This window comes from Rhodococcus sp. NPDC057529, assembly GCF_042802055.1.
GTDB lineage: Bacteria > Actinomycetota > Actinomycetes > Mycobacteriales > Mycobacteriaceae > Rhodococcus_F.
This window is the reverse complement of the sequence record NZ_JBHVEY010000023.1, coordinates 55,870-81,879: the sequence shown is the minus strand read 5'-3', so window position 1 is coordinate 81,879 and position 26,010 is coordinate 55,870. Positions and strand designations below refer to the sequence as shown.

19 protein-coding genes are annotated in these 26,010 nt (G+C 63.7%); 10 read left to right on the top strand and 9 right to left on the bottom strand.

Annotated elements, in window-relative coordinates:
* Positions 1-124 precede the first annotated feature (124 nt).
* From ACFU5V_RS34030 to ACFU5V_RS34015, 4 genes are all read left to right on the top strand, one after another.
* On the top strand, positions 125-811 hold the full coding sequence (locus tag ACFU5V_RS34030) for a GntR family transcriptional regulator (protein ID WP_378704597.1): 687 nt from the start codon (positions 125-127) through the stop codon (positions 809-811).
* A 512-nt stretch (positions 812-1,323) separates the two neighbouring features.
* Positions 1,324-2,796, top strand: coding sequence for an aldehyde dehydrogenase family protein (locus ACFU5V_RS34025; RefSeq protein WP_378704594.1), 1,473 nt, complete (start codon positions 1,324-1,326; stop codon positions 2,794-2,796).
* Between the two features lie 157 nt (positions 2,797-2,953).
* Positions 2,954-3,841 (top strand): dihydrodipicolinate synthase family protein, encoded by an 888-nt coding sequence (locus tag ACFU5V_RS34020; protein ID WP_378704592.1) that lies wholly within the window; start codon positions 2,954-2,956, stop codon positions 3,839-3,841.
* Between the two features lie 953 nt (positions 3,842-4,794).
* Positions 4,795-5,460 (top strand): GntR family transcriptional regulator, encoded by a 666-nt coding sequence (locus ACFU5V_RS34015; protein ID WP_378704589.1) that lies wholly within the window; start codon positions 4,795-4,797, stop codon positions 5,458-5,460.
* Between the two features lie 619 nt (positions 5,461-6,079).
* Here the strand turns inward: ACFU5V_RS34015 and ACFU5V_RS34010 are convergent.
* From ACFU5V_RS34010 to ACFU5V_RS33995, 4 genes are read right to left on the bottom strand one after another with little or no spacing between them, the layout of a single operon-like run.
* On the bottom strand, positions 6,080-7,762 hold the full coding sequence (locus tag ACFU5V_RS34010) for an ABC transporter ATP-binding protein (RefSeq protein ID WP_378704586.1): 1,683 nt from the start codon (positions 7,760-7,762) through the stop codon (positions 6,080-6,082).
* Positions 7,759-8,691, bottom strand: a complete 933-nt coding sequence (locus ACFU5V_RS34005) for an ABC transporter permease (RefSeq protein ID WP_378704584.1) — start codon at positions 8,689-8,691, stop codon at positions 7,759-7,761. The genes ACFU5V_RS34010 and ACFU5V_RS34005 overlap by 4 nt, the downstream gene beginning before the upstream one ends.
* Positions 8,691-9,734, bottom strand: coding sequence for an ABC transporter permease (locus ACFU5V_RS34000; protein ID WP_378704582.1), 1,044 nt, complete (start codon positions 9,732-9,734; stop codon positions 8,691-8,693). Before ACFU5V_RS34000 ends, ACFU5V_RS34005 begins: the two co-directional genes overlap by 1 nt.
* 3 nt (positions 9,735-9,737) lie before the next feature.
* Complete coding sequence (locus tag ACFU5V_RS33995; protein WP_378704579.1) at positions 9,738-11,351, bottom strand: ABC transporter substrate-binding protein; 1,614 nt, start codon at positions 11,349-11,351, stop codon at positions 9,738-9,740.
* A 305-nt stretch (positions 11,352-11,656) separates the two neighbouring features.
* Between ACFU5V_RS33995 and ACFU5V_RS33990 the strand changes: the two genes are divergently transcribed.
* Positions 11,657-11,890, top strand: a complete 234-nt coding sequence (locus ACFU5V_RS33990) for a hypothetical protein (RefSeq protein ID WP_378704576.1) — start codon at positions 11,657-11,659, stop codon at positions 11,888-11,890.
* 213 nt (positions 11,891-12,103) lie between these two features.
* A complete protein-coding gene (locus ACFU5V_RS33985; protein ID WP_378704574.1) occupies positions 12,104-13,264 on the top strand; it encodes an MFS transporter in 1,161 nt (386 codons plus the stop codon).
* 476 nt (positions 13,265-13,740) lie between these two features.
* On the opposite strand, the gene ACFU5V_RS33980 is transcribed toward ACFU5V_RS33985, so the two are convergent.
* Genes ACFU5V_RS33980 through ACFU5V_RS33970 form a run of 3 tightly spaced genes read right to left on the bottom strand, consistent with a single transcriptional unit; the run spans position 13,741 to position 17,282 of the window.
* Complete coding sequence (locus ACFU5V_RS33980; RefSeq protein WP_378704571.1) at positions 13,741-14,829, bottom strand: proline racemase family protein; 1,089 nt, start codon at positions 14,827-14,829, stop codon at positions 13,741-13,743.
* A gap of 15 nt (positions 14,830-14,844) precedes the next feature.
* Complete coding sequence (locus tag ACFU5V_RS33975; protein ID WP_378704570.1) at positions 14,845-15,762, bottom strand: dihydrodipicolinate synthase family protein; 918 nt, start codon at positions 15,760-15,762, stop codon at positions 14,845-14,847.
* A 44-nt stretch (positions 15,763-15,806) separates the two neighbouring features.
* Positions 15,807-17,282 (bottom strand): aldehyde dehydrogenase family protein, encoded by a 1,476-nt coding sequence (locus tag ACFU5V_RS33970; protein WP_378704567.1) that lies wholly within the window; start codon positions 17,280-17,282, stop codon positions 15,807-15,809.
* A 343-nt stretch (positions 17,283-17,625) separates the two neighbouring features.
* On the opposite strand from ACFU5V_RS33970, the gene ACFU5V_RS33965 reads away from it, so the two are divergent.
* The 3 genes from ACFU5V_RS33965 (at position 17,626) to ACFU5V_RS33955 (ending at position 22,056) form a co-directional block, all read left to right on the top strand.
* Positions 17,626-19,242, top strand: a complete 1,617-nt coding sequence (locus ACFU5V_RS33965; RefSeq protein WP_378704565.1) for a GMC family oxidoreductase — start codon at positions 17,626-17,628, stop codon at positions 19,240-19,242.
* Entirely contained in the window at positions 19,239-19,745 is a 507-nt protein-coding gene (locus ACFU5V_RS33960; protein ID WP_378704562.1) for a hypothetical protein, read from the top strand. The genes ACFU5V_RS33965 and ACFU5V_RS33960 overlap by 4 nt, the downstream gene beginning before the upstream one ends.
* 754 nt (positions 19,746-20,499) lie before the next feature.
* Positions 20,500-22,056, top strand: a complete 1,557-nt coding sequence (locus tag ACFU5V_RS33955; protein WP_378704560.1) for an APC family permease — start codon at positions 20,500-20,502, stop codon at positions 22,054-22,056.
* 812 nt (positions 22,057-22,868) lie between these two features.
* Here the strand turns inward: ACFU5V_RS33955 and ACFU5V_RS33950 are convergent.
* Positions 22,869-24,068, bottom strand: coding sequence for an MFS transporter (locus tag ACFU5V_RS33950; RefSeq protein ID WP_378704557.1), 1,200 nt, complete (start codon positions 24,066-24,068; stop codon positions 22,869-22,871).
* A 38-nt stretch (positions 24,069-24,106) separates the two neighbouring features.
* Entirely contained in the window at positions 24,107-25,066 is a 960-nt protein-coding gene (locus ACFU5V_RS33945; RefSeq protein ID WP_378704731.1) for an ornithine cyclodeaminase family protein, read from the bottom strand.
* Between the two features lie 461 nt (positions 25,067-25,527).
* On the opposite strand from ACFU5V_RS33945, the gene ACFU5V_RS33940 reads away from it, so the two are divergent.
* Positions 25,528-25,992, top strand: coding sequence for a winged helix-turn-helix domain-containing protein (locus ACFU5V_RS33940; RefSeq protein ID WP_378704555.1), 465 nt, complete (start codon positions 25,528-25,530; stop codon positions 25,990-25,992).
* The last annotated feature ends 18 nt before the right edge of the window (positions 25,993-26,010 follow it).

The window sequence follows — 26,010 nt, the reverse complement described above, 5'->3', positions numbered from 1 at the left end:
GCAGTACCCGCGCCGCAGGGCTTCCGCAAAGACTCGGTGCAACGTAGTGTGTTACATTGCACAGTAGCTTCGGATGGTCCGGTGGAGTGCCTTCCAGCTTCGTCGTCGATCTTGGAGGTCCGTGATGATCACACCCACGTCGAGTCTCAAGCGTGCGAGTTTGCGCGACCAGGCACTGGCGGTGATCCGCGAAGGCATGGTCTCGGGAGAACTCGAGCCCGGTGGCATCTACTCGGCAACAGCATTGGCTGCCGAACTCGGCGTCTCCGCGAGTCCCGTCCGAGAGGCCATGCTCACCCTGGTCAACCAGGGTTTGATGGAAGCGGTACGCAATCGCGGCTTCCGCGTGGTGCCCCTCGGCGACGCGGATCGCCGCGAGATCTATGAACTGCGTGTGATGCTCGAGATTCCCGCGACCCAGAAGGTCGCGGAAATCTCGAGCATGAAGGATCACTACGACGAGTACCTGGGCATCGCCCATGAAATCGTCGTTGCCGCGCGAGAAGGTGACCTGATTGCCTACCTCGACGCGGATCGTCGATTCCACCTGGGACTCCTCGGGTTCCTGGGTAACGAGCGACTCGTTGCCATGGTGGACGGTCTGCGGGATCAGACCCGACTGTTCGGGCTGAAGGAGATGTCCGAGCGTGGCGACCTGACCGCCTCGGCGGAAGAGCACGAACCGATTCTCGACGCCATTGTCGCCGGCGACGCCGACAAGACCGGCGCGCTGATGTACAAGCATTTCGAGCACATCAAGGGCGACTGGGCGGCCGGCACCCCCCGCCGCGCCACACTGACGGTGATCTGACTGCGGGGCTGACGGTGATCCGTCGGCAGGTGGCTGTTGACACCACCCCCCTGCGCCAAGGTAGAATATTACCGATTACACGGTACGTTATGGGTGTGATCGAAGGCAGGCCGAAACCGCGTTCGCGAAGGTGATCCTGTAGTGGACCAACAAGACTCGGAATACCTGAAGGCGCACGGGTGCACGCGGCAGGTGGATCGCACGTTGGGTTCGTTCTCGACCTTCGCTGCCGGATTCAGCCTCGGTCCCTCGGCCTCGCCGGGTGGGGGACGCCGGTCAATCTCGTCGCGGTCGGGACGGGCTTGTCCGCGGTGACCCTTGTGGTCGCGATCGTGGTGCTCGCGAGGTCGGGTGGAACGGCTACACCGACGACGCGACTCGCCGACACCTGCGGCGGAACCGACACGGTCGGTGATTCTCCGACTCGGACAACCGAACTCGACTGATGCTCGACATGAGCCCGATTCACAACAACCCCCGCTGGCAGCACGCTGCCGATTGGAGAGCGATTCATGACCACGACACTCCCGGCAACGGTGCGCACCCAGGCGTACATCGACGGCACGTTCGTCGACGCCGAAGGCGGTGCCACCTTCGACAACCTCTCGCCGGCCACCGGTCAGGTCCTGAACAAGGTGGCAGCGGCCTCCGAGGCGGACGTGGATACCGCCGTCGCCGCGGCGCGCCGTGCGTTCGACGGTGGCGCGTGGAGCAAGATCGCACCTGCCGAACGCAAGGCCGTCCTGCTGAAGTTCGCCGACCTGATCGAGCAGAACACGACCGAGCTCGCCCTGATCGACTCGATCGACGCGGGCAAGCCGATCACCGACTGCGAGCAGCTCGACATTCCGGATGTGGTGCTCACCATCCGCTGGTACGCCGAGGCGATCGACAAGGTCTTCGGCAAGGTCTCGCCGACCGGTGCCGACAACCTGGGGTTTATCGTGCGTGAACCCGCCGGCGTCGTCGGTGTCGTCGTGCCGTGGAACTTCCCCTCGAACACCCTGTCGTGGAAGATCGGTCCGGCACTGGCAGCCGGTAACTCGATCGTGGTCAAGCCTGCCGAGCTGTCTCCGCTCAGCGCCCTCCGGTACGCCGAGCTCGCCACCGAGGCCGGTATCCCTGATGGTGTGTTCAACGTCGTACCGGGACTCGGCCACATCGCGGGCAAAGCCCTCGGCCTCCATGGGGACGTCGACGTCGTCACCTTCACCGGCTCGACCGAGGTCGGGCGGATGTTCCTCAAGTACGCCGCCGACAGCAACCTCAAGCAGGTCGCCCTCGAAATGGGCGGCAAGAGCCCCCAGATCGTGTTCGCGGATATGCGCGACGAACTGCAGTCGGTCGCCGAGGATCTCGCCGGCGCCGCGTTCTGGAACGGTGGGCAGAACTGCTCCGCCGGATCACGCATCCTGGTCCACAACTCGATCAAGGACGACTTCGTCAAGCTGATCGCGGACCTGGCCGCATCCCGCAAGGTGGGCGATCCGCTCGATCGCGAGACCGAGATCGGCCCCCTGATCGAGGCTTCCGCGCGCGAGCGGGTGCTGCGGTACGTCGAGGACGCGAAGTCCGCCGGAGCGAAGGTCTTCGGGGGCGAGCGCATCCTGGACGAAACCGGTGGATTCTTCGTCTCCCCGGCGGTCATCGACGAGGTCGAACCTTCCGCCGCCGTGGTCCGGGAGGAGGTCTTCGGCCCCGTGGTTGCCGTCCTCGGCTTCGAGTCCGAGGACGAGGCGATCGCCCTCGCCAACGACACCGTCTACGGTCTCGCGGCCAACGTGTGGACCCGAGACATCAACGTGGCGCTGCGGGTCGCGCGATCCGTGCGGGCCGGCACGGTGGCCGTCAACGGATTCAGCGAAGGCGACATCTCGACACCGTTCGGCGGCTTCGGTCTGTCCGGGTTCGGTGGACACGACAAGGGAGTCGAGGCGTTCGATCAGTACAGCGAACTGAAGACGATCTGGGTCACCCTGCACTGATCACGTTGCCCCCGGGGCTCTCGGGCCACCCAGCAGCCGGCGAGCCCCGGGGGAGCAGCTCGAAGATTCTCGAATTTCCCGCTCACAATAGGTAGAATGTTACCGGTTACCGGTGATACGATTTCGGTAATCGCCCCACCAGAGAAGAGGCTCTTTCATGACCGCCAAGCCATGGCACGGAATCGTCGTCGCGGCCACCCTGCCGTTCAAGGACGATCTGTCAATCGATTACGACCGTTTCCAGGATCACGTCCGGTTCCTGGCCGAGAACGGCGCTCACGGTGTCACCCCGAACGGTTCGCTCGGTGAGTACCAGGTCCTGACCGCCGAGGAACGTGCCCGGGTGGTCGAGCTGGCCGTGGAGGCGGCACCGGAGGGCTTCAACGTTGTTCCGGGTGTCGGTGCCTACGGTTCGGCGGAGTCGCGGCGCTGGACCGAGCAGGCTCAGCAGGCCGGTGCGCACGCGGTGCTGGCGTTGCCGCCGAACTCCTACCGGGCCAGCGACGAAGAGGTCGTCGACCACTACCAGGCGATTTCGCGGGTGGGCCTGCCGATCGTGGCCTACAACAACCCGTACGACACCCGAGTGGATCTGACCGCGGAGCTGCTCGGGCGGCTTGCAGAAATCGACAATGTTGTTGCGGTGAAGGAATTCTCCGGCGACATCCGTCGGATCACGGCCATCCAGCGTATTGCCCCCCAGCTCGACGTGCTGTCCGGCGCCGACGACAACGTGCTCGAGGCGACGTTGCTCGGTGCGGTCGGCTGGATCGGCGGCTTCTCCAACGCCCTGCCCAAGGCGTGCTCGAAGATCTACGAACTCGGAACCACCGGGCAGATCGAGGAAGCCCGCAAGCTCTACGCCCTGCTGCAGCCGGCGTTCTTCTGGGACACCAAGCACACCTTCGTGCAGGCAATCAAGCTCGCGCAGAAGGTGGCCGGTCACTACGGCGGACCGACCCGGCCGCCGCGCAACCCCCTCAGCGACGAGGACCGCGCCCAGGTCATCAAGGATGTCGAGCTGGCTCTGACCGCCGAGGTCTGATCCACCCCGCCGCCCACCTGCGGCGTCACACCTCGTGAGTACGCCACGCACGGGATCACCGTTCGGCGTTCACACGACCAAAAGGTCCCCTTCTGGAATCGCCTTACCCGACAGATTCCGGAAGGGGACCTTCCCCACTCGCCTGCCTCGTCCGCGATGACGGCAGCCACCCATCTCATATCCTTGCCAGCCCGCCGAGGGAGACCGATGATGGACCTTCGCATACAGCACCGCTGTGGAATCGACACCTTTCGCGGCTATTCGACCGCGCACCTTCTCGACTGCGGAACACTGCGAATCATCGGCGTGGACAGAGAAATCCAGGCAACATATCCCCCTGCCGGCTGGACAATACTTGTCGCCGCGCAGCAATCGTGAGAATCGGCGCTCGCACTGAAGTAGTCGGTGCAGCTGCTGCTGCACGGTAACTCAACACCCGGGACCAGTCTGGATCTGAGCCGTGACAGCGATCTGTTCGCCGTATTCCGGCGAGGGTGCGGGCTGATCACCCGTCGCCCACTCATTCGCACGAGCGTCGGACCAATACCGAGCGTGGCCGTAGGGCGATGCCGGAGAGCTCGGCGCCGGCCGACGTGGAACCGATCACCCATCGACTGTTGCCGAAAATCGCTCAGGCACGAATCTCCCTAATCGGGCGGCGGCCGCGGTTGAAGGATCGCCCGGCCAGCAGTAGGCGGAAAATCCGCTAGTTCGGAATCCCTGGCTCAGCGGCGCAAGACCAAAGTCATCGTCGAGCACGCGTGCCGACACCCGCAGCAGGCGATGAGACGCTTCCGCGTGAAGACCCGACCCGATCTACCGTCGCTGCACCGCATCGCAAGGAAATGTGTGACCGAATCGGTCGAAACGCCCCTTCTCTGGGAAGGCACGCCGATCTGTCCGGCCTACAATGAGCGGTAATAGGTAGCATGTGACGGGTTGAGAGGGCGCGAGTGGTCAGGACTGAGCAACTCGAACGGACGAGCCTGCGGGATCAGGCGTTGGCTGTCATCCGGCAGCGGATGGTCACCGGTGAGATCGCCCCTGGGGAGATTTACTCTGCAGCCGGGATCGCGGCGACCCTGGGCGTATCGAACAGCCCGGTTCGCGAGGCAATGCTCGCATTGGTCGAGCAAGGACTGATGGAGCCTATCCGCAACCGAGGATTCCGGGTGATCCCGCTGTCGGACGCCGACCGCGATCACATCCATCAGCTGCGACTGATGCTCGAAGTCCCCGCCATGGGGCAGGTCGCGGCGGCCAAGCTGGTAAAGGGCCGCAAGGCGCACTTCCAGGCAATGGTCGATTCGATCATCGCGCTCGAGGCTGCCGGCGATTACGTCGGGTTTCTCGAATCCGACCGGAAGTTTCACCTCGGTCTGCTGGAGCTATTGGGCAACCCGTACCTGAACACCATCGTCGGGAACCTGCGCGATCAAACGCGGTTGTTCGGCCTGAGGGATTTGGCCGAGCAGGGACTGTTGGCGGCCGCGGCGAAGGAGCACCGAGGGATCCTGAACGCCATGGTCAAGGGTGACGCCTCGTTGACCGAGAAGCTCATGACCGAGCACCTCGAACACATCCGGCAGCACCAGTTCGGCGAGATTCCCGCGCAGTAGCGGCTCAAGTTTCCTGTAGCAGCAGCGCGAAGCCGCGAACCGAGAAGTAGGGCGACTCTCGGTGACCATATCGAGGAACCTCGCCCCCGAGGTCGGTACCGGACTCCGTCGAGTCCGGTACCGAACGGTGCCAGACCGGGTAGCCCCGTTTTCGAGAATCGTGTCGACAGGCGATGCCGAGATCACCTACCTACGAACGAACCCGGTCACCGCTGACAAGACAGACACGACGAGGTCGTGCGCATGGGTGTACATATCGGCCTCGGTGGCCGGGCATTCCTGCCACAAGGTTGTCATGAGTCCTGTTCCTGGGGCGAAGTTGAGGATCGACCTACCTACCCGTCGGTGGACGGGATCGATCGGGTCGCAGTGGTGATTCGGCGGAGCGCTCGTGTCGCCCGCGCTGACCGTGGGGCGAGCTCGTCGAACCGGACCGTCGATACGCGGCTGGGACTCGATGAACCAAGCACTTGCTGATCGCAACCGACTTTCGACGCCGCGGGGATCAGGGGTTCATCTGCGTGCGCGAGATCGTGTCCGCGAGTTCTCCAGGCCGAGGAGGAATTGCAGCCCTCATGGCTGCAGCTGTCCGCCTCGGCTGGTGCGATGAGTTGACCTGTCAGCACAGGGTCGGAACCGCAGCAACCAGACGCCGGCCGTAGTCCGAGGTAGGTGACTCCAATACTTCCTTTGCCGAGCCGCGTTCGCTGACCTGTCCGTTCTCGAGGATCATCACCGTGTCCGCGATCCCGGCCACAACGCCGAGGTCGTGGGTGATGAACAGCAGGGCGACACCGAGATCACGCCGCAGCTCGTTGAGCAGTTCGAGAACGGCGGCCTGGACTGTGACGTCGAGGGCGGAGGTAATTTCATCGCACACGATCACCTTCGGTGATGCGGCGAGTGCCCGGGCTATACATACGCGCTGGCGCTCGCCACCCGAGAGCTCACGAGGGAGCCGATTCGCGCAATTTTCTCGGATACGCACCATCGCGAGCAGTTCCGGCGTCGTTGTGGTGATGGAGGGATCAGCCTTCTTCGTCTGTCGCAGGACCCGTTCGATCGCGGTGTGCACGGTTTCCCGTGGATTCAAGGCCTGGGTAGCGTTTTGGAAGACGATTTGGAGGTCGCGCCGTTGCTCGACGGTACGGGCGGCGCTGTTCGATGGCAGTTGCCGGCCGCCCAGGACGAACTGACCGGAGTCAATCTTCTGAATTCCCGCGACCGCCCGGGCGATGGTGGTCTTGCCGCTCCCGGACTGGCCCACCAAGGCCAGGCACTCACCCCGCTTCAGGTCGAAGCTGATGTCGCGGACCGACGCTGCCGCGACACCACGAACACGGTGGGTGATGTTCAAGCCACGAACATCCAACACGGCGTCGGTGGGTTCACTCTCCGGTATCTGACTCGATCGCGCCTCCAGAGGGCGCGCGCGGTCGTCCTCATCTCGACCGAACGCGCGGGGGCGATGGATATCGGGCCGTGATTCGAGGAGTCCTCGGGTGTATGGGTGTGACGGGCGCCGGAGAACGTCGTCGGTGGGGCCGATTTCGACGACTTGCCCGGCGTACATGACGGCGACGCGGGTGGCGAGCTGGGACACGACGGCGAGGTCGTGCGAGATGTACACCATCGAGACGCCGAACTCGGATCGCAGTCTCTGGAGTTCGCGGATCACCGCGGCTTGGGTGATGACGTCGAGCCCGGTGGTGGGTTCATCGAGAACGATCGCCTTGGAGCCGGACAGCAGCGCCATGGCGATGCATACTCGTTGTTGTTGCCCACCAGAGAGCTGATGGGGGTACCGCTTACGGAACTCCCCGGTTGTCGGGAGTCCGACGATGTCGAGGGCCTCGGTCGTCATCACTTCGCGGCGTTCCCGGAAATCCGGGTCCACTGCCGCCCGGCGGTCACCGACCTCGCGCAGCAACTTCCCGATACGCATGGTGGGATTCAATGCGGTACCCGGGTTTTGGGGAACATAGCTGAAGTACCGCCCCCGCAGATCGCGCATATTCGTGGCAGTGGGCAGGTCGATGGGATCGCGACCGGGGACTGTGACAGCGCCGTCGACGAACCTCGCGCCGTGCTGAGCGAATCCGAAGAACGCCAGAACGGAGGTGGTCTTTCCGCTGCCGGACTCGCCGACCACGCCGAGGATTTCGCCGGCGTGAAGGTCGAGCGAGACGTCGTCGACGATGCACAGACCATCGCCCGTCTCCACTCGCAGATTGTTGACGGCAGCCACGGGCTGGACCGACTGGCGGTCGGCGATGTCGCCGGTAGATCGGGAGCTGGTCATCGCAGCGTGACACCTTCGCTGTCCGTAGGATCGATCACCGGTTGTGTGATGCCGAGGCGATCGTTCTTCGTTTTCTTCATCCGCCGGGTGGTCCCGCGACCGGCGACGGCCTTGACATAGGCGTCCGCGACGAGGTTCACACCGATCGACAGCAGTGCGAGCATGATGCCGGGCGCAACGATCGCCAGCGGGTTGAGGGTGACGAGGCTTTGGTTTTCCGAGGTCATCAGACCCCAGTCGGAGGCCGGCGGTGCGAGACCCAGTCCGAGGAAGTTCATGCTCGCCACCAGGATGATCGACAATCCGAATCGAATACCGAAGTCCGCCAAGACAGTCGGAAGGATATTCGGCAGAATGTCGCGCTTCCAGATCGTGGGCGTCCGTTCCCCGCGGGCCTTGGCCACTTCGACGTAGGCCGACCGTGCGACGGCGGCGGTCGATGCACGAGTGATTCTGACGATGTTGGGAATCTGAACGATCACGACGCCGAGGATCAACACCCAGATGTGCGATTGGAGGCCACCGACGAGCAGCAGCAAGACCAGAAGGGGAGGGAAGGCCAGAATGACATCGACACACCGCATGACGGCGGCACCGACGTATTTCTCCACATACCCGGCGAGTAGGCCGAGCGTGACTCCGACCAGGTACGCGATCAGTGTTGCGGTCAACCCGATCGCGATGACCGACAGCCCGCCGGACAGCACCCGGGAGAGCACATCGCGGCCGAGATAGTCGGAGCCGAGCAGCAGGTACCCGGTCCCGAGAACACTCGGGCCGGGGCCCATCCCCGGGGCGGTGATCGGCTCGGTCGGCGAGTAGGGGGCCATGAATGGCCCGCCTACTGCGACGACGCCGACGAAGGCCAGGAGAATGCAGCCGACGCGGCCGCTGGTCTGGGACAGTATCTGCGTGAGACGGGTTTTCATTACACTGCCGTCCTAATCTTCGGATCCAACACGATGCAGATCAGGTCGGCGACGAGGTTGATCAGAATGTACGTCGCCGCCAGAATCGTTGCGATAACGACGATTTCTTGGGTGTCGCGCACGGCGATGGCGCGCACCAAGGTACTGCCGATGCCGGGGTAGTTGAACACTGCCTCGACGACGATGATGCCACCGATGAGGTATTGCAGCTGTTGAGCGAAGATCTGCACGGTGGAGACCAGCGAGTTGGGCAGGACGTACTTGCGTATCACCTCGCGCGCGGGAAACCCGCTCAATCGGGCCATGGTGACGTAGTCCTGCGCCATCACGTCGATCACCGTGGCCCGGAGCATGCGAGAGCCGAATGCCAGACTCACCGTGAGGAGGGTGAGGACCGGGAGCGCCATCATGTCCGGATGTGACAATGCGACATCACCAGCGGGGATCGCGCTGATGGGTGGCAGCCAACCCAGCCACGAGAAGAAGATGGTGATCAGGGCCGACGCGACCAGGAACTCGGGCAGCGCACTGATCGCGAGAGATGTCATCGATACGACATGGTCGGTGGGCTTGTATGCCCGGATTCCGGTGAGGAGCCCGAGTCCCAGTGCCAGGGGAATGAACAGGATCATGGTCACTGCTGCCAGAACAGCGGAGTTGGCAAACGCAGGGCCGATGATGTCCGCAACCGGGATCTGGACCCCCTGGACGAGCCCGGCGGTCGAGTAGCCCAGATTTCCGGTGAACAGGTCGCCGAGGAACTGGAAATACCGTTCGTAGACCGGTGCATCGAGATTCAGCTGTGCTTCGACCTCGGCGATGCGTTCGGGGGTTGCGTTTCGCCCGAGAATCACGGTCGCCACATCACCGGGCAGCACCATGATGGCCGCATAGACCAGAGCCGACGCGGCGAAGACCGTGGCGATACCTGCGAGGATGCGGCGGAGGATCATCGCGCCGAGAGGATAGCGATAGCGGAGGGGGCGGCGGCCGGTGTCCTTCTCAGCGCTCTCCGGTGCGGCCGCCAGTTGGGTCGTGGACATTGCTCAGCCTTCCAGCCAGGTGGAACTGAAATCGAAGTTGTTGCACGGCCCTGCGTTCGTGGTCTTGGTCCCGCGCACGCCGAGTCCGTAGCCGTCGAGCCAGTTGTAGTTGGCGTAGTTCAGCGTTCCACCTTCGTTGTGCTGAAGTACTTGCACGTCGTGCCACTTCTGGGCTGCACGTGCCTCGTCCTTCTCGGCCATGGCCGCGTAGGCAAGCTCGTCGTGTTCGGGGCTGCCCCAGTAGGACACCTGGAACGGTGCACCCTCGACCAGGTCGAGGAGGTAGAACAAGGTCAGGGAATTGACGCCGTTGGTCCACAGTTCCATGCTGAACGGGCGGGTCTGGTAGCCCCCCGCGGGCGTGAAGTAGGTCGAGGGGTCACTCTGGTTGACGGTGACGTCGATTCCCGCCTTCTTGGCCTGCTCCTTGAACAGGGTCGCCAGGGAATTGGTTTGGCCGGAGAGTGCGGCCGTGTCGAGTGAGACGGCCAGCCCGTCGAAGCCCGCCGACTTCAGCAGCGATTTCGCCTTGTCCGGGTCGTAGGACGAGGTCAGGTCATTCGCGAAGTATTGACCGGTGTAGCCGCAGCAGTCGTTGCCGGCGGTGGCGTATCCGCTGAAGACCAGGTCGACCGCCGCCTGCCGATCCAGGCTCAGCTTGAGGGCCTCACGGACCCGTTGGTCGCGGAAGGGTTCGGTGTCGACGCGAAAGACCGGGCCGGTCCAACCCGGGCCCGGCTGATTGCCGAGGTTGATTCGCCCGGCCGACTGGTTCGCGCGGGCGAGCGCGGGCGGAATTCCCGGCATGATGTCGATCGACTTCGCCAGCAACGCGTTGAGGCGGGTGTCGTCCTGGGCGAAGGACGAATCGATGATGAGCGAATCGACGGGAGGCCGGCCCGAACCACGCCAGTAGTTCTCGTTCGCGACGAATTCGCTCTGGCGGCCGGCGGTGAAACTCTTGAACTTGAACGGACCGGTGCCGACCGGACGGTCCCAACTGGTGAACCCGTCGGGGACGACGTAGCAGTTCTGAATGCTCGCCACGGTCGGGAACTGTGCGAGGCGACGCTTGAGGGGAACAACGACGGTGAACTCGCCGTCGGCCCGCACGTTCGGGGCATCGATGATCTGCTGCAGGACCGCACCGAATCCGTTCTCCGGGGCCACCCAGGAATTCTGGATCGTGTAGACGACATCCGCGGCGGTGAAGGACTTGCCGTCGTGCCACTGGACGCCTCTGCGCAGTTGGATCGTCCACACGTCGGCGGCGTCGTTCGAGTCCCACGATTCCGCGAGTCCGGCGACGACCGTCCCTCGCTCGCCGACGAACCACAGGGGGTCGTACAGGGCGGAGACTCGCGCGATATCGGGTACCTGCGTCGTTCGCCGGACGTCGAGTGTTTCCGCGTTGCCACCCGAGATCAGCCCCACCCGAAGTGTTCCACCAGGGGTGGGAACTCCGTCCTGTGGTGGACCGAACGAGTAGGCGTTCGGGTCGGTCATGGACCCGCGCGAGGCGCAGCCTGTCAACGCTCCGCTGCCGAGCAACGCGGCGCCCCCGGCGGCCAAGGCGCCCAGACGCAGGGCCTCGCGGCGACTGAAATGCTGGCTCATCGCGTGGCTCCTAGGGGATGCGGTGTAAGTATCGGGCTGGCGGCGCTCGTCGTGGGCGAGGATCGGAGTCTGTGCCCGTCGTGGCGCGGTCGTGCCGGGGGACTGCATATGGCCGAGTGACGCACGCGTGGTCCTTCGTTCGGAGAGTCACGAACCTCAATCGCGATGGCAGATCGGTCGGCGACGAGCGGGGTTCGCCCTGAAACCCGCTCGAAGGGTGGTGGATGCACCACCGGCCGTTCGTGCCGCTCTCGCATGAGTCGTGGATCACATATGGAATGTAATCGGTAGTATATGACTGCCTCGTGCGGCTGGTCAAGGCGGTGATCCGGCCGTGGAGCACCCTGCGCTTCGTGGTCGGAAAAGTCGGTGGCCGACCGGCCGGCAGGGGTGCGCGACATCGCCGGGGGTCGAATGTGGCGGCTGCGGGGGCGGGATTCGTGGACGTCACGCGTCAGTCACTCGAGCCGCGGGAACCGTTGGGTCTGCTCGGCAACAAGCTCGCCCCTTGGGGCGAATTCGTCAGCGGCGCAATATAAGAAACGCGGAATTTACCGCGCCGACCCCGGGCCATCCGAGGCGTGTCCTATATTACATGTCAGCGGTCACATATTGCCCGCTGCGAAGATGTGAACCTCAGCGGCAGTTCGGAGATGCAAGTGCACGGTCATACCCCTACCAACAGCACGCCCGGGGAGGGCAAAAGCGCCGAGACCGCTGAGGTCGACTGGCATCGACGAGCCATATGGGCAGTGGGCGGCACCTTCATGCTGCACGGCTTCATCTTCGCGACGTGGATCTCCCGTATTCCCACGCTGCGCGGTGCGCTCGGACTCACGAACGGTCAACTGGGAGCGCTGATGCTCGCGCTGTCGGCCGGAGCACTGATCGTCCTGCCATTCACCGGATTGGTGGTGGGACGCTTCGGCGCAAACAAGACAGTTGTCCGTACTTCGATGATGTTCGCGGTGGGCCTGGCGACGGTGGCGTTCAGCGCGAACTACAGCGTGGTGCCTGTGGTCGTAGGACTGTTCGTGCTGGGAGTCGGGCACGCGACCTGGGATGTCGCGATGAACTGTCAAGCGACAACTCTGGAAGGGCAGCTGAAGCGTCCTTTGATTCCTCGACTGCACGCCGGCTTCAGCATCGGGGCTGTGGTGGGTGCGGGATTCGGGTCGTTGATGCTTCGTTTCGATATTCCGTTCCTTGTTCATGTGCTGATCGTCGCCGCAGTATTGCTCGGCCTCACGCCCCTGATCACCCGCAACTTTCCCACCGATACGGCTGCAGTGGCGTCTTCGGAGTCGAGTGCCGGAGGTGCGCTTTCTGCGTGGCGCGAGCCCCGCACCCTGATCATCGGTGCGTTCATCGCCATGTTCTCGTTCTGCGAAGGAACGGGAAATGACTGGCTAGCGGTGGCGAGTATCGACGGGCACGGTGTGTCCGAGTCGAATGGTTCGTTGATGTTCGCCGCTTTCACCGCGGCGATGACCATTGGTCGGTTCGTGGGGCCGGTCGCCATCGAGCGCCTCGGCCGGCAATGGTCGGCAGTGCTGTGTTCGGTGTCCGCGATCCTGGGAGTACTGAGCGTGGCCCTCACCTCGTCTACCGCGTTCGTGATCGCCGGAGCTGTGTTCTGGGGTATCGGTGCGTCTTTGGGGATTCCGTTGGGTATCAGCGCTGCGGGCGATGATCCGCAACGCGCGGCGGGACGCGTCAGCGCTGTGCTCACGATCAGCTATGTGTCGTTCCTTTCCGGGCCGCCGCTCATCGGCTTCCTGGCCGATCACACCGGCGTTCTGAACGCGATCATCCTCGCGGCCGGCGCTGCTGCGGTCGGTCTGCTTCTGAGTCCCATTCTTCGGACGACTCGAGCAAGCGAAGAGGAGCCGCAGCCGACCAGTGCGAAATGATGTGTGCGACCTGCTGACTGTGTGTCGGTGCATTCGCCCGAGGCGCAGCCCCCGAACCCGGAAGTCTGCAATCGATCGACGCGACCTAACACCGGTGCGCGTCCTCTGAGCTGGTGCCGTGGGTGCCCCACCTCTGTGGGGATCCATGGCACCGCTGCACAAGGCGGGGTAACGACGGAACATCTCATCGTCGTGGCGTGAACGTCGGCCCTGGTCGCCGGTGTGCGGGTTCGGGAGCTGGCGCTGCCGCTTCACATCGGGTGCCAAGACCTGGATCGTCCGAGTGCCTCGACGGACAACGAGACCTTCGGTATCCGGCTGCGTGCATTTGCACGCAACGTGCGACTGTCGACCGAACGCCGCGGTCGAAACCCTCGGCTGGCCGGAAGATGCTGCTGAACAGACAAGCGCCGAAAGCCTGTAGCCCCACCAATGCTCTGGTGGGGCTACAGGCTTTCGGGGACGATACCTGCCGGCTAGCTCGAGGAGTTGACGGCGGGCCTTCCGGGCCACATGTCGCCGACGGTGAAACCATGAGCCAGCGGATCATTCTCGTTGATGACGATGTCGGAGCGGGCAATGATCCAGCCCGTTCCGGTGAGTTCCGGAATGATCGCAGGCTTGCCGTGGAATTCCACTTCCTCGGCGACCTTGGCGATGTACACCTCGTCGATGATCGACTCCATGCGGAAATCCTCGCCGACGGCGAGCTTTCCCTTCGCCCGCAGAGCGGCGATCATCGCCGATGTCCCGGTACCGCAGGGGCAGCGGTCGATCAACGCGGGCAGACCGGTGGGATACGCGGGTGGGCCGGGGAGCATCGGCATGACGACGCCGTTGCGGCAGTTGTTCTCCGCGAACTTCGGCGGACCGTAAATCATCACGGCGTCTACGGCGCTGAGCCCCTCAGCGGCCGGATTGTCGATCACGACCGACTCGATTGCGGCGGCCCGTACGCGCTCGCCCATTTCGCCGATGACGGCGGCGTTGTCGGCGGTGAGTTCGATACCGAGCGCCTCGGCTTCGACCAGCGCGTAGAACATTCCACCGTAGGCGATGTCGGCGGTGACTGTGCCGATTCCGGGGATCTGGAGTGGGACGTCGAGGTGCGTGGCGTAGGAGGGAACGTTGGCCACCGTGACATGTTCGACCTTGCCGGCGGGACCGATCTTCGCCGTCGCTGACACCAGGCCGGCGGGGGTGTCGACGTTCACCGTGGTGATGTCGGAGTCAGGATTGACCGGTACCACGCCGGATTCGAGGATCGCGGTGAGGAACGCCAGAATATTTCCACCCGACATCAGTGGGGCGATGGGACGCTGGTTGAGGATCACCAGGCCGACATCGGCGCGCTCGTCGCACGGCGGAAGCACCAGATCTGCGTTGAGAGCGACGTTGCCACGTGGTTCCTTCAACAATGCGGTGCGAAACCAATCGAGGTTCTGCTCGATGTACTTCTTCTTCTCGAGCATTGTCGAACCTTGAACCCCGAGCTGGTCGAGACCGTCGATGACGATCCGACACGGAGCGCCCGAGGAGTGGACGTCGATAACCTTGAATTCCATGATCAGGTCCTTCATTCAGCCTTGGGAGGCAGCAACCGCCGCGGTCGCGGTGAGCAGCGTCGGGTCGATCTGTTCGATGATGGCCTCGAGTGCCTTGACCTGTGCATCGTCGGGCATCAGGTACGGTGCGCGCGTCACGCCGATGTCGTGGCCGAGGATGCGGAGCACGGCCTTCAGCTTGCCGTTGTACGGGCCGTCCTGAAAGGACTCGAACAGGGGCTTGAGTTCGCGCGCGATCGATGCGACGACATCCTTGTCGCCCGACTGTGCTGCGCGGAACATCGTCACCAGGCCCGGGCCGGCGACGTTCGCAGCCCCGACAATCGCGCCTTTCGATCCTCGCAGGAGCGTGTCGCCGACGAGCGTGTCCTCACCGTTGAAGACGGTGAAGCCCTCGGGGTCGGGACTGTCGAAGTGGTCCATGAGCACGGTCTCGCCCGAGGAATCCTTGAGGAACTTCACCGACGGTACTTCGCGGAGCAGCGTCTCGAGGGTGTCGACCTGCCAGGCGAAGTTCATTGCGGGCGGAAAGTTGTAGGCCACGATCGGCAGCGTCGAGGCGCGGGCGACGTCCTTGAAGTAGGGAAGGACGTTGTCGAACGTGAGCGGCTCGTAGTAGGGCGTTGCCAACATCAGCGCAGCGGCACCGACCTGCTGTGCATGCGCGGACAGTTCGGCCGCTTCACGGGTGGTCGTCGCACCGGTTTGGGCGACGATGTCCATTCGGCCGTCGTTCTGTTCCACGACGATCTCGAGGACCTGTTTGCGTTCTTGATGATTCAAGGTGGCGAACTCGCCCGTTCCACCACCGACGATCAGGCCGGCCAGGCCGTCGGCCGCACCGCGGTCGACGAGCGCGCGCAGTGCGTCCTCGTCGACCTTGTCGTCCGCGGTGAAGGGGGTCAGCATCGCTGAGAGAATGCCTTCGAGCATGAGTTGGTGTCCTTCGCAGTGTGGGGGAGTTGCGGGCGTGGTGGTCAGAAGAACGGGGTGCGGGGGGTCGTGCGGATACCGATGGTCTTGGTCTCGGTGAACTCCCGGAGCCCCTCGGCGCCCTTCTCACGGCCGATCCCGCTGATCTTGTACCCGCCGAAGGGAAGTTGAGGCTGTCCCTCGAGCGAGGTGTTGATCTCGATCGTTCCGGTCCGCACCCGGCGTGCCACGGTCAGCGCGGTGTCGATGTTCGTCGTCCAGACGCTGCCGGCCAACCCGTACTGGGACATGTTCGCAAGTTCGACTGCTTCGTCGACGGACGTGAACCGGGTGGTGGTCAACACCGGACCGAAGACCTCGTCGCGGAAAACCGGCATGTCGGGAGTCACCCCGTTCAGGACGACCGGCGGATAGAACGCCGTCCCCTGCGGAACCTCGGGAAGCGCGTTGGTGGTTCCGAGCGAGGCGCCGTCCTGAACAGCGCGGTCGACGAACCCGGCCACGAGGTCGCGGTGCTGTTCCGAGATCAGCGGCCCCAGATCGACCGAGGCGTCCGCCGGATCTCCCACGGACAACTGGTTGACGCGATCGGCCAAGCGTGCAAGGAACTCGTCGCCGATCGAATCCTCCACCAGCAGACGCGATCCGGCGCAGCAGACCTGACCCTGGTTCATGTAGATCGAGAACAGAACGCCGTCGATCGCCGCGTCGATGTTCGCGTCGGCGAACACGATGGCCGCGGACTTGCCGCCGAGCTCGAGGGACACGCGCTTGAAGTTGACTTCCTGCCCCTTGAGCACCTGCAAACCGGTACGGGTGGATCCGGTGAACGAGATCATGTCGACATCCTCGCTGCGGACGAGGGTGTCGCCGACAGGAACGCCGTAACCGGTCACCACGTTCAAGGCGGAGGCGGGAATGCCGGCCTCGTGTCCGAGCCGAGTCATCTCGATGGCGGTACCGGAGGTCATCTCGGACGGCTTGACGACGACGGTGCACCCGGCGGCCAGTGCGAACGGCACCTTCTGCGCAAAGATGATGCTGGGGAAGTTCCAGGGCACGATCGCTCCGACGACGCCCACGGGTTCGTGGACGACCATGGCCTGCAGATCGGACCCGAAGTCGGTGTGCGATTCACCGGTCAAGTTCTGGGCGAGCGCTGCGGCATACGACGTCAGGGCGACAACGCCCTCGATGTCTCCGCGGGCAACCCGGGCCGGCTTTCCGCCTTCCTCGATCTCGATGCGCACCAGGGTCTCGGCGTGTGCCTCGATCAGATCGCTCCACCGTTGAAGGATCCGGGAGCGCTGGGTTCCCGACAGCTGCGGCCAGGTGCCCGAGTCGAATTCGTTTCGTGCTGCCGCAATGGCGGACAGTGTTTCTTCTACCGTGCCATTTGCGTACATCGCAACGACCTCGCCGGTGGCGGGGTTCACCCGGGAGATGTACCCATCCTCCGGTTGTACATCGCGGCCGCCGATGACATGGGCATGCTGCCTGACACTTTCGGAAACAACCATCTGTTACCTACCCGTCTAGTTCGTGGGTATCCATCGCACGCCTATCAGACGTCGTGACCACCACAGATTAAGGAGAGCTTCGCGTACATCTACTTCATCACTCTATGGGTAGCATGTCAAGTGTAATATACTACCTACGACCACCCTGTTTCGCGCATTCGGAACAGGGGCGGGTAACTGCCCGCGCAGGGGAGGGGTAGTCGCTCGGGGCTCTGCATTCCTGCAGGTGGGAGATGGGTTTGTGGCCGGCCGCATCTGGGTCGATTGCGAGGCTATGCTTCGCTCGCTCTCATTGGTAGTATACAACCGACTACACGTAACATTGTATACTTGAGGAGCCAGGGTGACTGTAGAACAGCCCGACCAGACACAAGTGCTCGTCATCGGTGGAGGGCCGTCCGGTGCTGTTGTCGCGCATTCGCTCGCAGTCGCCGGCATCTCGGTTACCTGTCTGGAACAGGGTGATTGGCTCAATCCGACGGACTACGCTGCCAACCATCGAATGTGGGAATTGGTCGCTCGCACCCACTGGGGCCTCGAGCCGAACCACCGACGCAACCAGGCCGACTACCCGCTCGAGGTGAGCGACGCGGAACTGCCACCGTCGATGTACAGCGCCGTCGGTGGCTCCACCATTCACTTCGGTGGACTGTGGCCACGCCTGGCTGCGTCGGACTTCCATCTCAAAACGCTCGATGGAATCGCAGACGACTGGCCGATCACCTACGACGACCTGGTTCCGTTCTACTCCGAAACCGACAGCTTCATCGGTGCCTCCGGACTGGACGACGACCCGGCCTACCCGGACGGGCTCGAATTCCCGCAACCACCACACCCGCTGGGCAAAGCCGGCAAACGGGTCGCCGAAGGTCTGAACAAGCTCGGCTGGCACTGGTGGTACGGAGCCAACGCCATCCCCACCCACAAACACGGTGATCTGGCGGCATGCGCACGCTGGGGCACCTGCGTACAAGGCTGTCCGGAGGGCGCGAAGGCGTCCTTCGACCTGGCCTATTGGCCTGCCGCGATCAGGGCGGGCGCCCGCCTGATCACCGGCGCCAGAGTCAAACGCATCCTCACCGATTCCGAAAATCGCGCGATCGGCGCGGAATGGATCGACAGCACGACCGACAGCGTCAAAACGATCTCCGCAACCCACGTCGTGCTCTGTGCGAACGGCATCGGAACGCCCCGACTTCTGTTGATGTCGGGCAAGGACGAAACCGGCTTGGCCAACTCATCCGGCCTCGTCGGCAAGAACCTCATGCTGCATCCGAACTCGATGGTGCTCGGCTATTACGAAGACGACCTCGAAACCTGGCGCGGACCGCTTGGCGCCGTCATCAGTTCGATGGAGTTCTACGAGACGGACCTGGACCGAGGGTTCTACCGCGGCCTGAAGATGCATGCGTCCACCGCGCCCGGGTTGCTGATGAACGGCGTTGAGCCTGCGCGCTCGCTGGGTTTCGACGCACTATGGGGGCAGAACTTCCATCAGATCGTCGACGATGCGCGTAGCGCCGTCCTGTGGGCGTGCAACATCGAGGACCTGCCCGAAGAGTGCAATCGGGTCGAACTCGATCACAGCATCAGTGACAGCTCCGGCCTGCCCGCCGCGAAAATTCATTACCGGTACAGCGAAAATACGCTCAAGATACGGGATTTCGCGGTAGCGAAGATGAGCGAGGCGCACCGCGCTGCCGGGGCGAAGCGGATTCTCCCGATTCCCGATATGCCGGGCGAACCAGGCCATCTGCTCGGGACGGCTCGAATGGGTGTCGATCCCGCCACCTCCGTGGTCGACCCCACGGGCCGCTGTCATGACGTCCCCAACCTCCGGATCGCCGACGGCAGCATCTTCGTCACCAGCGGATCGGCCAATCCCACAAGCACGATTGCCGCGCTCGCATTGCGGATCGCGCGCGATCTGGCCGATGAAATCAAGGAAGGCGCGAAATGACTCAACCCACCACGGTTGCCACCCCGAGTCTCCAGAGGCTTTCTGCGCCGACAGTCCGCAAGACCGCACGCCGCAAACTCACCGACGCCGAGATGCAGAACCTTCGCCGGATCGCTGCCGCCCTGATACCCGAGGCGCCCGGGCACATCGCGGCCGATCGGATCGGAACGTTCGAGGACCTCGTGGATGAGGCTCTTGCGGTCCTCGACCCACATTTCGACACCATCGCGGTGGCACTCGAATCGTTGCAGGACGTCGCCGACGAGGAACTGTTCACATCACTGAAAGCGCTGGACACGACCTCCCCGGAGACCTTCTACCCGCTCTCGTTACTCGTGGTGGGCGTCTATCTGTACTCGCCCGAGGTCGAGGCAAAACTGCAGTACCCGCACCCTCACCGCAATCCCGCCGGCGCCATGGATGCTGCTGACGAGATCGAATCCGGCATTCTCGACCCGGTGATCGAACGCGGGCCCATCTTCGTCGCACCTCCGGCCAAGTGACGGTCCGGTAGGGAAGGGGCGTCGATCCTACTGGGCCGGGCCGATCCGGCTGTCGCACCCAGGCGGCTATCAGGTTGCCCGCGGTGCGTGCTGAGGCATCGTCCACGGTAGTGATTGAGCGGCGGATCGTGACATTCGACGGCACTACCGCGGCGGGTCACATGGTGGCGGGTGGGTGTGGGATCGGCGGATTGCCGCCGATCCCACACCCTTTGGCATTTCATTCGCTTCGTCGAGTGGAAATGCTCTTGCCCGCGGATGCGGTGTGCAATGCGAGGGCCGACACGACTTGGAACCATTGCCGGAGCGGCATACGCCAGTCGGTGCCAAGGCGGTGAGCGACGTGGCGCAGGTGTGCGGCCGCCCGCGCCGGATTCTCCTCGTTCGCGAATGCACAGGTCGACCGCGGGTGCCACGCCCTGAAGCGGGCAGCAGCGTCACCCTCCTCGGCTCGAGCACAAGGACGGCAGCGGGGCGTGATCGCCGGCGAACAGCACGGCGATCACGGCTGAACTGCGGGGAAGCCATGGAGGCTTCGACGTGTTCCAGGCGCTCACTATGCGCGCGAAGGCCCGCACCGGCAGCTATCTCTCATCGCCTTTTCGTGCCGTTGCGGCGCGACGATCCCCTCGCCGGTCGGCAATGGCCCGCGAACTCTCGTGAACCCGTTGTAAATCCTCATCGCGACCCTTGACGTCTTCGTGCCGTCCGTAATATGTTACCGATCACACATCACGGAAAGAATCGAGCGACGATGGCGATCACTCAGAACGAGAATCCACAGCAATCCGGCGCCGTCCCCCGTGACGGCGCGTCCGCCAACCACGGGTTGAAGAGGAACTCACTTGGCGTCTCGGCGATCGTGTTCTACATCATCGCCGCGGCATCACCGCTGACCGGTGTCGTCGCCATCGTCCCGATCATGATCGGCCTCGGCAACGGTGCCGGCACGCCCGCCAGTTTCGTCGTCGCCGCCGGAATCCTCGTGCTCTTTGCCGTGGGATATCTCGCCATGGGCCGCCATGTCACCAACGCGGGCGCCCTGTATTCCTATGTCACGTGCGGACTGGGCCGGGTCACGGGCCTGGGATCGGCGTCGCTGACCGTGTTCTCCTACAGCTGCATTCAGTTCTCGCTGTACGGTGGCTTCGGGTACTACCTCAGTAGCCTGGTCCACAACGCCACTGGAATCGACGTGCCATGGTGGGCGTGCGCGGTGCTTGCGATGGTGCTGTGTCTCGGTCTCGGTCTGCGCGGTGCACACGCTGGCGGGATCATTCTGGGGGTGCTCATCACGCTCGAATGCCTGATGCTGATCGTGCTCGGCGCCGGCATCGTGTTCAGCCCTGACACCCAGGCCGCCGACGGCCTCACCCTCCAGCCGTTCAGCACCTCTGCACTGTTCGCATCGGGAGTTGGCGTGTCGGTCATGTTCGCGCTGACGACGTTCATCGGCTTCGAAGGCAGCGCGATCTACTGCGAAGAGGCGAAGAACCCGCGGCGCACCATTCCGCGGGCCACCTACTTCGCCGTTGTCTTCATGGCCGCTGTCTACGCCGTGACATCGTTCCTGATCGTCAACGCGACAGGCACAGCCGACGCGAAGAGCGTCGCACAGTCCGAGTCCGGCAATCTGATCTTCTTCGTCAGTGGTCAGGCCCTCGGACCGTGGGCTGCCCACCTTTTCCAGGTGCTGATCGTCACCGCGATCTTCGCTGCGATCGTCACCTTCCACAACAACCTCGCGCGATACCTGTACGCCATCGGACGGCAGGGACTGGTGTGGAAGCGACTCGGTCACACAAGCCGCGTGAACAAGACCCCCCACGTCGCAGCGATCACCCAGACCATCAGCGCCGCCATCGTCGTGCTCGCATTCGCGGTGATCGGCCTCGACCCGTACACAACGCTGTTCACCTGGCTGGCGGGCATCGGCACTCTCGGAATCATCGGAGCGCAGACCATAGCGGCCGTCGCGATCCTCGTGTTCTTCCGACGCACCAAAGTCGACACACGACTGTGGCATACCAAGATCGCGCCCACCCTGGCGATCCTCGGCATGCTGGCCGTCTTCATCGTGGCAGTAAGTAGCGTCGAACTTCTCCTCGGGACCTCAGGTGCGCTCACCACGATTCTGGTCGGCTTGGTACCGGCCAGCGCCCTCCTCGGTGTCGGATACGCGCTGTGGCTCCGTAGCCGATCGCCGGAGAAGTACGAACAGATGCGCGTGCTGCTCACATCGAGCGACCCGTCCATCCCGGCTCCGGCCGAGCCCGAACGCGAAACAACATGGATCCGCACTGAGGCATAGACAGACTGCACCGCGAGCCATTCTCATCAGTAGCCGGGGAGGAGATTGCGTGGAACGTCGGACGAGCTACCGGGGAATGAGTTGCGGTGGCATACGTACCCGCCGGTCAGCGCGAGCGAGAAGTCCCCGCAAGGCATCGCTGCGACAAGCGGCACCACAAAGCCGAACCGTCCCCGACCTTCCTGGATATGTGAAATCCCATGAACACTTACGAGTATCACCGATGGCTCGACAGGCGTCGCGCCGCTCTTGCCGAAGCCAACCGTAAGCGCCGCCATTCTGACGTCGAAGCGGAGCTCCTCATCGAGTTCGCCAGTGTATGGGCGCCATATGGAGGAGCAACCGAGGAGGACATTCTCGTCCACTTCGGCATGACGACGAGCCGATTCGTCGAGCGTTTGTGGCAGGTACTCCCCGAAGCTATAACTGCCGCCCCGAGGAGATACGCAGTTTGGCGATCGCATACCCGCATGACGGAAACGGTCCGGCCCAACGTTCAGCGCCCGGCTCCGCCGACGGGTGCGTCCACGCCGCCGTGGCCCCAGAGAGGGCGCGGACTCACTGCGCTGCGCCGGCAGCCGGCGCCGAGGACGTCCGGCGGTTTGATAGGCGTGGGCACGCCTCAGCATCGACGGATGGGCGCAGGACTTCCCCGACGGGCACTTGGGCTGCGCGCACGTGGTGGTAAACGCCGCGGCAGATCCTCTCGGAAGGGCAAAACGTACCTTGATGATCCATCGCTCGATCCGGGTGCGGGTGTAGTCGACGATCCGCGAGGCCTCCTCCGTCTTCGCCGTGCCGGTCTCCGGGAACTATCTCCCGGCGCTGCGTGGCGTACGTGCCGCGGCGCCCGAGGCAAGCACTGCCAGTACCGCGGCGCCCACGACTGCGTAGAACGAGTTGAGCAGCCCCAAGTGTTCGCCGAGAAGACCCAGAAATGGCGGGCCGACGAGAAATGCCGTGTAGCCGAGGATCGAGACCGCGCCTACCTGCTCTGCGGCGGCGCCGTCCGTCGCGGCCGCAGCGGAAATAGCGAGGGGAAACCCGAGCGCCACACCAGTACCCCACAACGCGCAACCAGCAACGAGTGCGACAAGGGGCGCATCACTCGACAACACGACGAGCAGTACACCGACTGTCGCGATCCCGGCCGAGGTTCGAATGCACGCGACGCGTCCGAAGCGGTCCACGAAGCCTCCGCCGAGGAGGCGGGTGACCGTCATCGATGCGACGAACACGATGTAGCACGCCGACGCGGCCGTGGGGGAGACCGAATAGCCGTCCACTATCGACAAGGTCAGCCAGTCATTGGCCGTCCCCTCCACAAAGGCCATGCCGAGCGCGATGAGACCGATAAGGAGGATCTGTGGGTTCTTCCATACCGCAACACCGCTGCTTGCCGACTTGCTGGCGGCGGTGGCGACTTTTCCGGTATGGGGAGGGAAGAATCGAACCACGCCCAAACTGCAGCTGGCTACCGACACTGCGATCACGCAGAAGTGCCACACAAGCGGAACATCCAAGAATTCGGCGAGGGCTCCGAGAGCCGCTCCGAGCAACGTGCCGAGGCTGAACGCACCGTGTAACAGTGGAAGGAAGCTGCGGTTGCGGCGCTTCTCCAGCGCGGATCCTTCGACGTTGAGTGCCACTTCCCCAATCCCGGAGCCCGCCCCCAAGAGGGCGAGCCCGCCTGCCGCAAGAGGTTCGGAGGACACTGCCGTGCCCACGCCGAGCAACGCCATGCCAAGACACATCGCGATCACCGAGACGACGATGGAACTTCTGCCCCCCAGTCGCGCTACCAAACGGCCGGCGAGGAAAAGTCCAGTCATCGAGCCGATCGACAGGCACAGGATGACAACACCCATGCCGAAAGTCGACACATCCAGGGCGGTGCGAATAGCGGGAGTACGGACGACCCACGAGGAGGCAACGACGCCAATGCCCATGAAGCCGACAAACGTCGCAACTCGCCACCATCGATCTGAGCGGACATTAACAGCGACCGGCAAGACGATTCCTTTTCACGGTGGGGTGTTTGATCGACGCTCTACAGCGTCGACGGGGTACGGCTCGATGCCACCTCGAAACAGTGCGATGCGACGACGACGTCTTCCCAGGACATTCCAATCCCGTTGTAGACGAGCGGTCCGACCTCAGGGATGAAGGCGTCTCCATTCACGAGATCGGCAATATTGGGGAGCGGGCGTGACTTCCACTCGTCGATTGTTCTGGCGGGTATGAGATTTCCGCCCTCCCGGAGAGCCGACGCGCGGGCTTCGACATAGACGTGCGAGCGCCGGACGAGAGTCGGATCGAGTTCGCGGGCGTCGAACCCATGAGATCCGATGGCAGCGACGACCGTCTCGTCCGACACGAGGTCACTGCTGAAGAGCGGAGTTGCTGAGGAGGTGGCACACAGAACTAGGTCGGCTCCCGCAACGTCAGAGGCTGAACCGGCTCGAATGCGACCACCCTCGGGTCGTGCATCGATGAACCGATGAGCCTTGTCCTGGGTGCGTCCGACGACGACTATGTCCTCGAGTGTGAAAACTGCTGCGAATGCATCAATATGACGGTGAGCCTGCGGACCCGTGCCGAACACCACGAGGCGCCCGACTGACGACCTGCCATCGCGATGCGGTCGGCGCCGTTCCAGCAGGTGTGAGACGGCAAGTGTGGTGACCGACGGGGTTCGGATCAAGGTCAGTTCGACCCCGTCCAACGTAGCGAGCGGGGCGAGGGTATCCGCATCGAACAGAACATACATACCCTGAATCTTCGGAAGGCCCCGAGAAGGGTTCGACGGTGCGAGTGTGAGCACCTTCGTCCCGCAGTACCGCCCCGCAGCGGTGGGCATGATCAGGAATTCTCCGTCAGGTAGCGAACTGAACAGTCGAGCGCTGTCGCGTTCCGGGTCATAACCTGAACGGAGGACTGCGCCAATGTGGCGGACAGCAGTGGGTGTGTCTACCAGCGTGGAAATCGACTGTGCGTCGAGATGGATCACGGTGACCTTTCGAAGCTTATGGGCAAGAGCGACCACTCCCAAGGCTTCAGGCTACCCGACATGGCATGTTATCGGTAACACTTTACATGTGTCTGGGGCACCCAGCAGGTCGTCGCGACGGAGAACCAGATGCTGAACTCGATGTGCTTGGCGCGCCCGGCGATGCGCGAACTGTCCTTCTCTGCGCGTCCCCAGTCTGGTCCTGTTCGCCGTCGGCTCGCGGTGGATCGGCGGCGAGGCATAGGTGGTCAGGGTCGTCTGGAGGGGCAGATCGGAGAAGGCTGCGTGCCGCATCGCGGACGCGTCCCGGTCGGCCGGGCTATCCGCCGCCGACGCGGGAGAACCGTGTGGCGAGCCGGTGCGGTCCGAATCGGACCGGGCGGGTGCCGCTCTGATCACAGCAGGTCAGATTTCCCATATTGGTGTTACAATTTGGGACAAGAGTTCGGGAAGGGGTGGGTATGACCGTCACCGATATCAGAAGTGCTCTCGCTGCCAATTCCGCGCGAGAGCACCTCCTGCGGCTGGACCGACTGCGGCTGATCGGCAAGGCGCAGAACGAGGGTTTCACGCTGCGCCAGATCGCTGATCTCCTGGAAATCTCGGCAACGCAGGTCCACCGGCTCGCGCAACGGGTCCTGCAGCAGCCCGGCGAACTCGAGCGAACCCCGCAGGAGGTGATTTACCAGCGCTCGGCCGGGGTGATCACCGATGACGAGATGATGGACACGCTGGTGCACTGGAACTACACCTACGGCTATGTCCCCACCGAAGGCGACCAGCGGGTGGACGCGTACGCCAAGGGCAGCTGGGACGAGGTGCGGCGGGCGTATCGGCGGGGTTTGCTCGCCGACGACGAGTGGGACGTCCTGTTCGATGCCACCCGCACCGCACGGCAGGCGCAGCGCGCTGCGGCCCGGCGGTGAGCGTGGCGGGAGAACCAC

Excerpts from the sequence above, each read along its gene's own strand:
- ACFU5V_RS33970 (WP_378704567.1), bottom strand. The coding sequence starts at position 17,282 with ATGGTTGTTTCCGAAAGTGTCAGGCAGCATGCCCATGTCATCGGCGGC.
- ACFU5V_RS33995 (WP_378704579.1), bottom strand. The coding sequence starts at position 11,351 with ATGAGCCAGCATTTCAGTCGCCGCGAGGCCCTGCGTCTGGGCGCCTTG.
- ACFU5V_RS33955 (WP_378704560.1), top strand. The coding sequence starts at position 20,500 with ATGGCGATCACTCAGAACGAGAATCCACAGCAATCCGGCGCCGTCCCC.
- ACFU5V_RS34000 (WP_378704582.1), bottom strand. The coding sequence starts at position 9,734 with ATGTCCACGACCCAACTGGCGGCCGCACCGGAGAGCGCTGAGAAGGAC.
- ACFU5V_RS33980 (WP_378704571.1), bottom strand. The coding sequence starts at position 14,829 with ATGGAATTCAAGGTTATCGACGTCCACTCCTCGGGCGCTCCGTGTCGG.
- ACFU5V_RS34005 (WP_378704584.1), bottom strand. The coding sequence starts at position 8,691 with ATGAAAACCCGTCTCACGCAGATACTGTCCCAGACCAGCGGCCGCGTC.
- ACFU5V_RS34030 (WP_378704597.1), top strand. The coding sequence starts at position 125 with ATGATCACACCCACGTCGAGTCTCAAGCGTGCGAGTTTGCGCGACCAG.
- ACFU5V_RS33975 (WP_378704570.1), bottom strand. The coding sequence starts at position 15,762 with ATGCTCGAAGGCATTCTCTCAGCGATGCTGACCCCCTTCACCGCGGAC.
- ACFU5V_RS33960 (WP_378704562.1), top strand. The coding sequence starts at position 19,239 with ATGACTCAACCCACCACGGTTGCCACCCCGAGTCTCCAGAGGCTTTCT.
- ACFU5V_RS34020 (WP_378704592.1), top strand. The coding sequence starts at position 2,954 with ATGACCGCCAAGCCATGGCACGGAATCGTCGTCGCGGCCACCCTGCCG.
- ACFU5V_RS33940 (WP_378704555.1), top strand. The coding sequence starts at position 25,528 with ATGACCGTCACCGATATCAGAAGTGCTCTCGCTGCCAATTCCGCGCGA.
- ACFU5V_RS34025 (WP_378704594.1), top strand. The coding sequence starts at position 1,324 with ATGACCACGACACTCCCGGCAACGGTGCGCACCCAGGCGTACATCGAC.
- ACFU5V_RS34010 (WP_378704586.1), bottom strand. The coding sequence starts at position 7,762 with ATGACCAGCTCCCGATCTACCGGCGACATCGCCGACCGCCAGTCGGTC.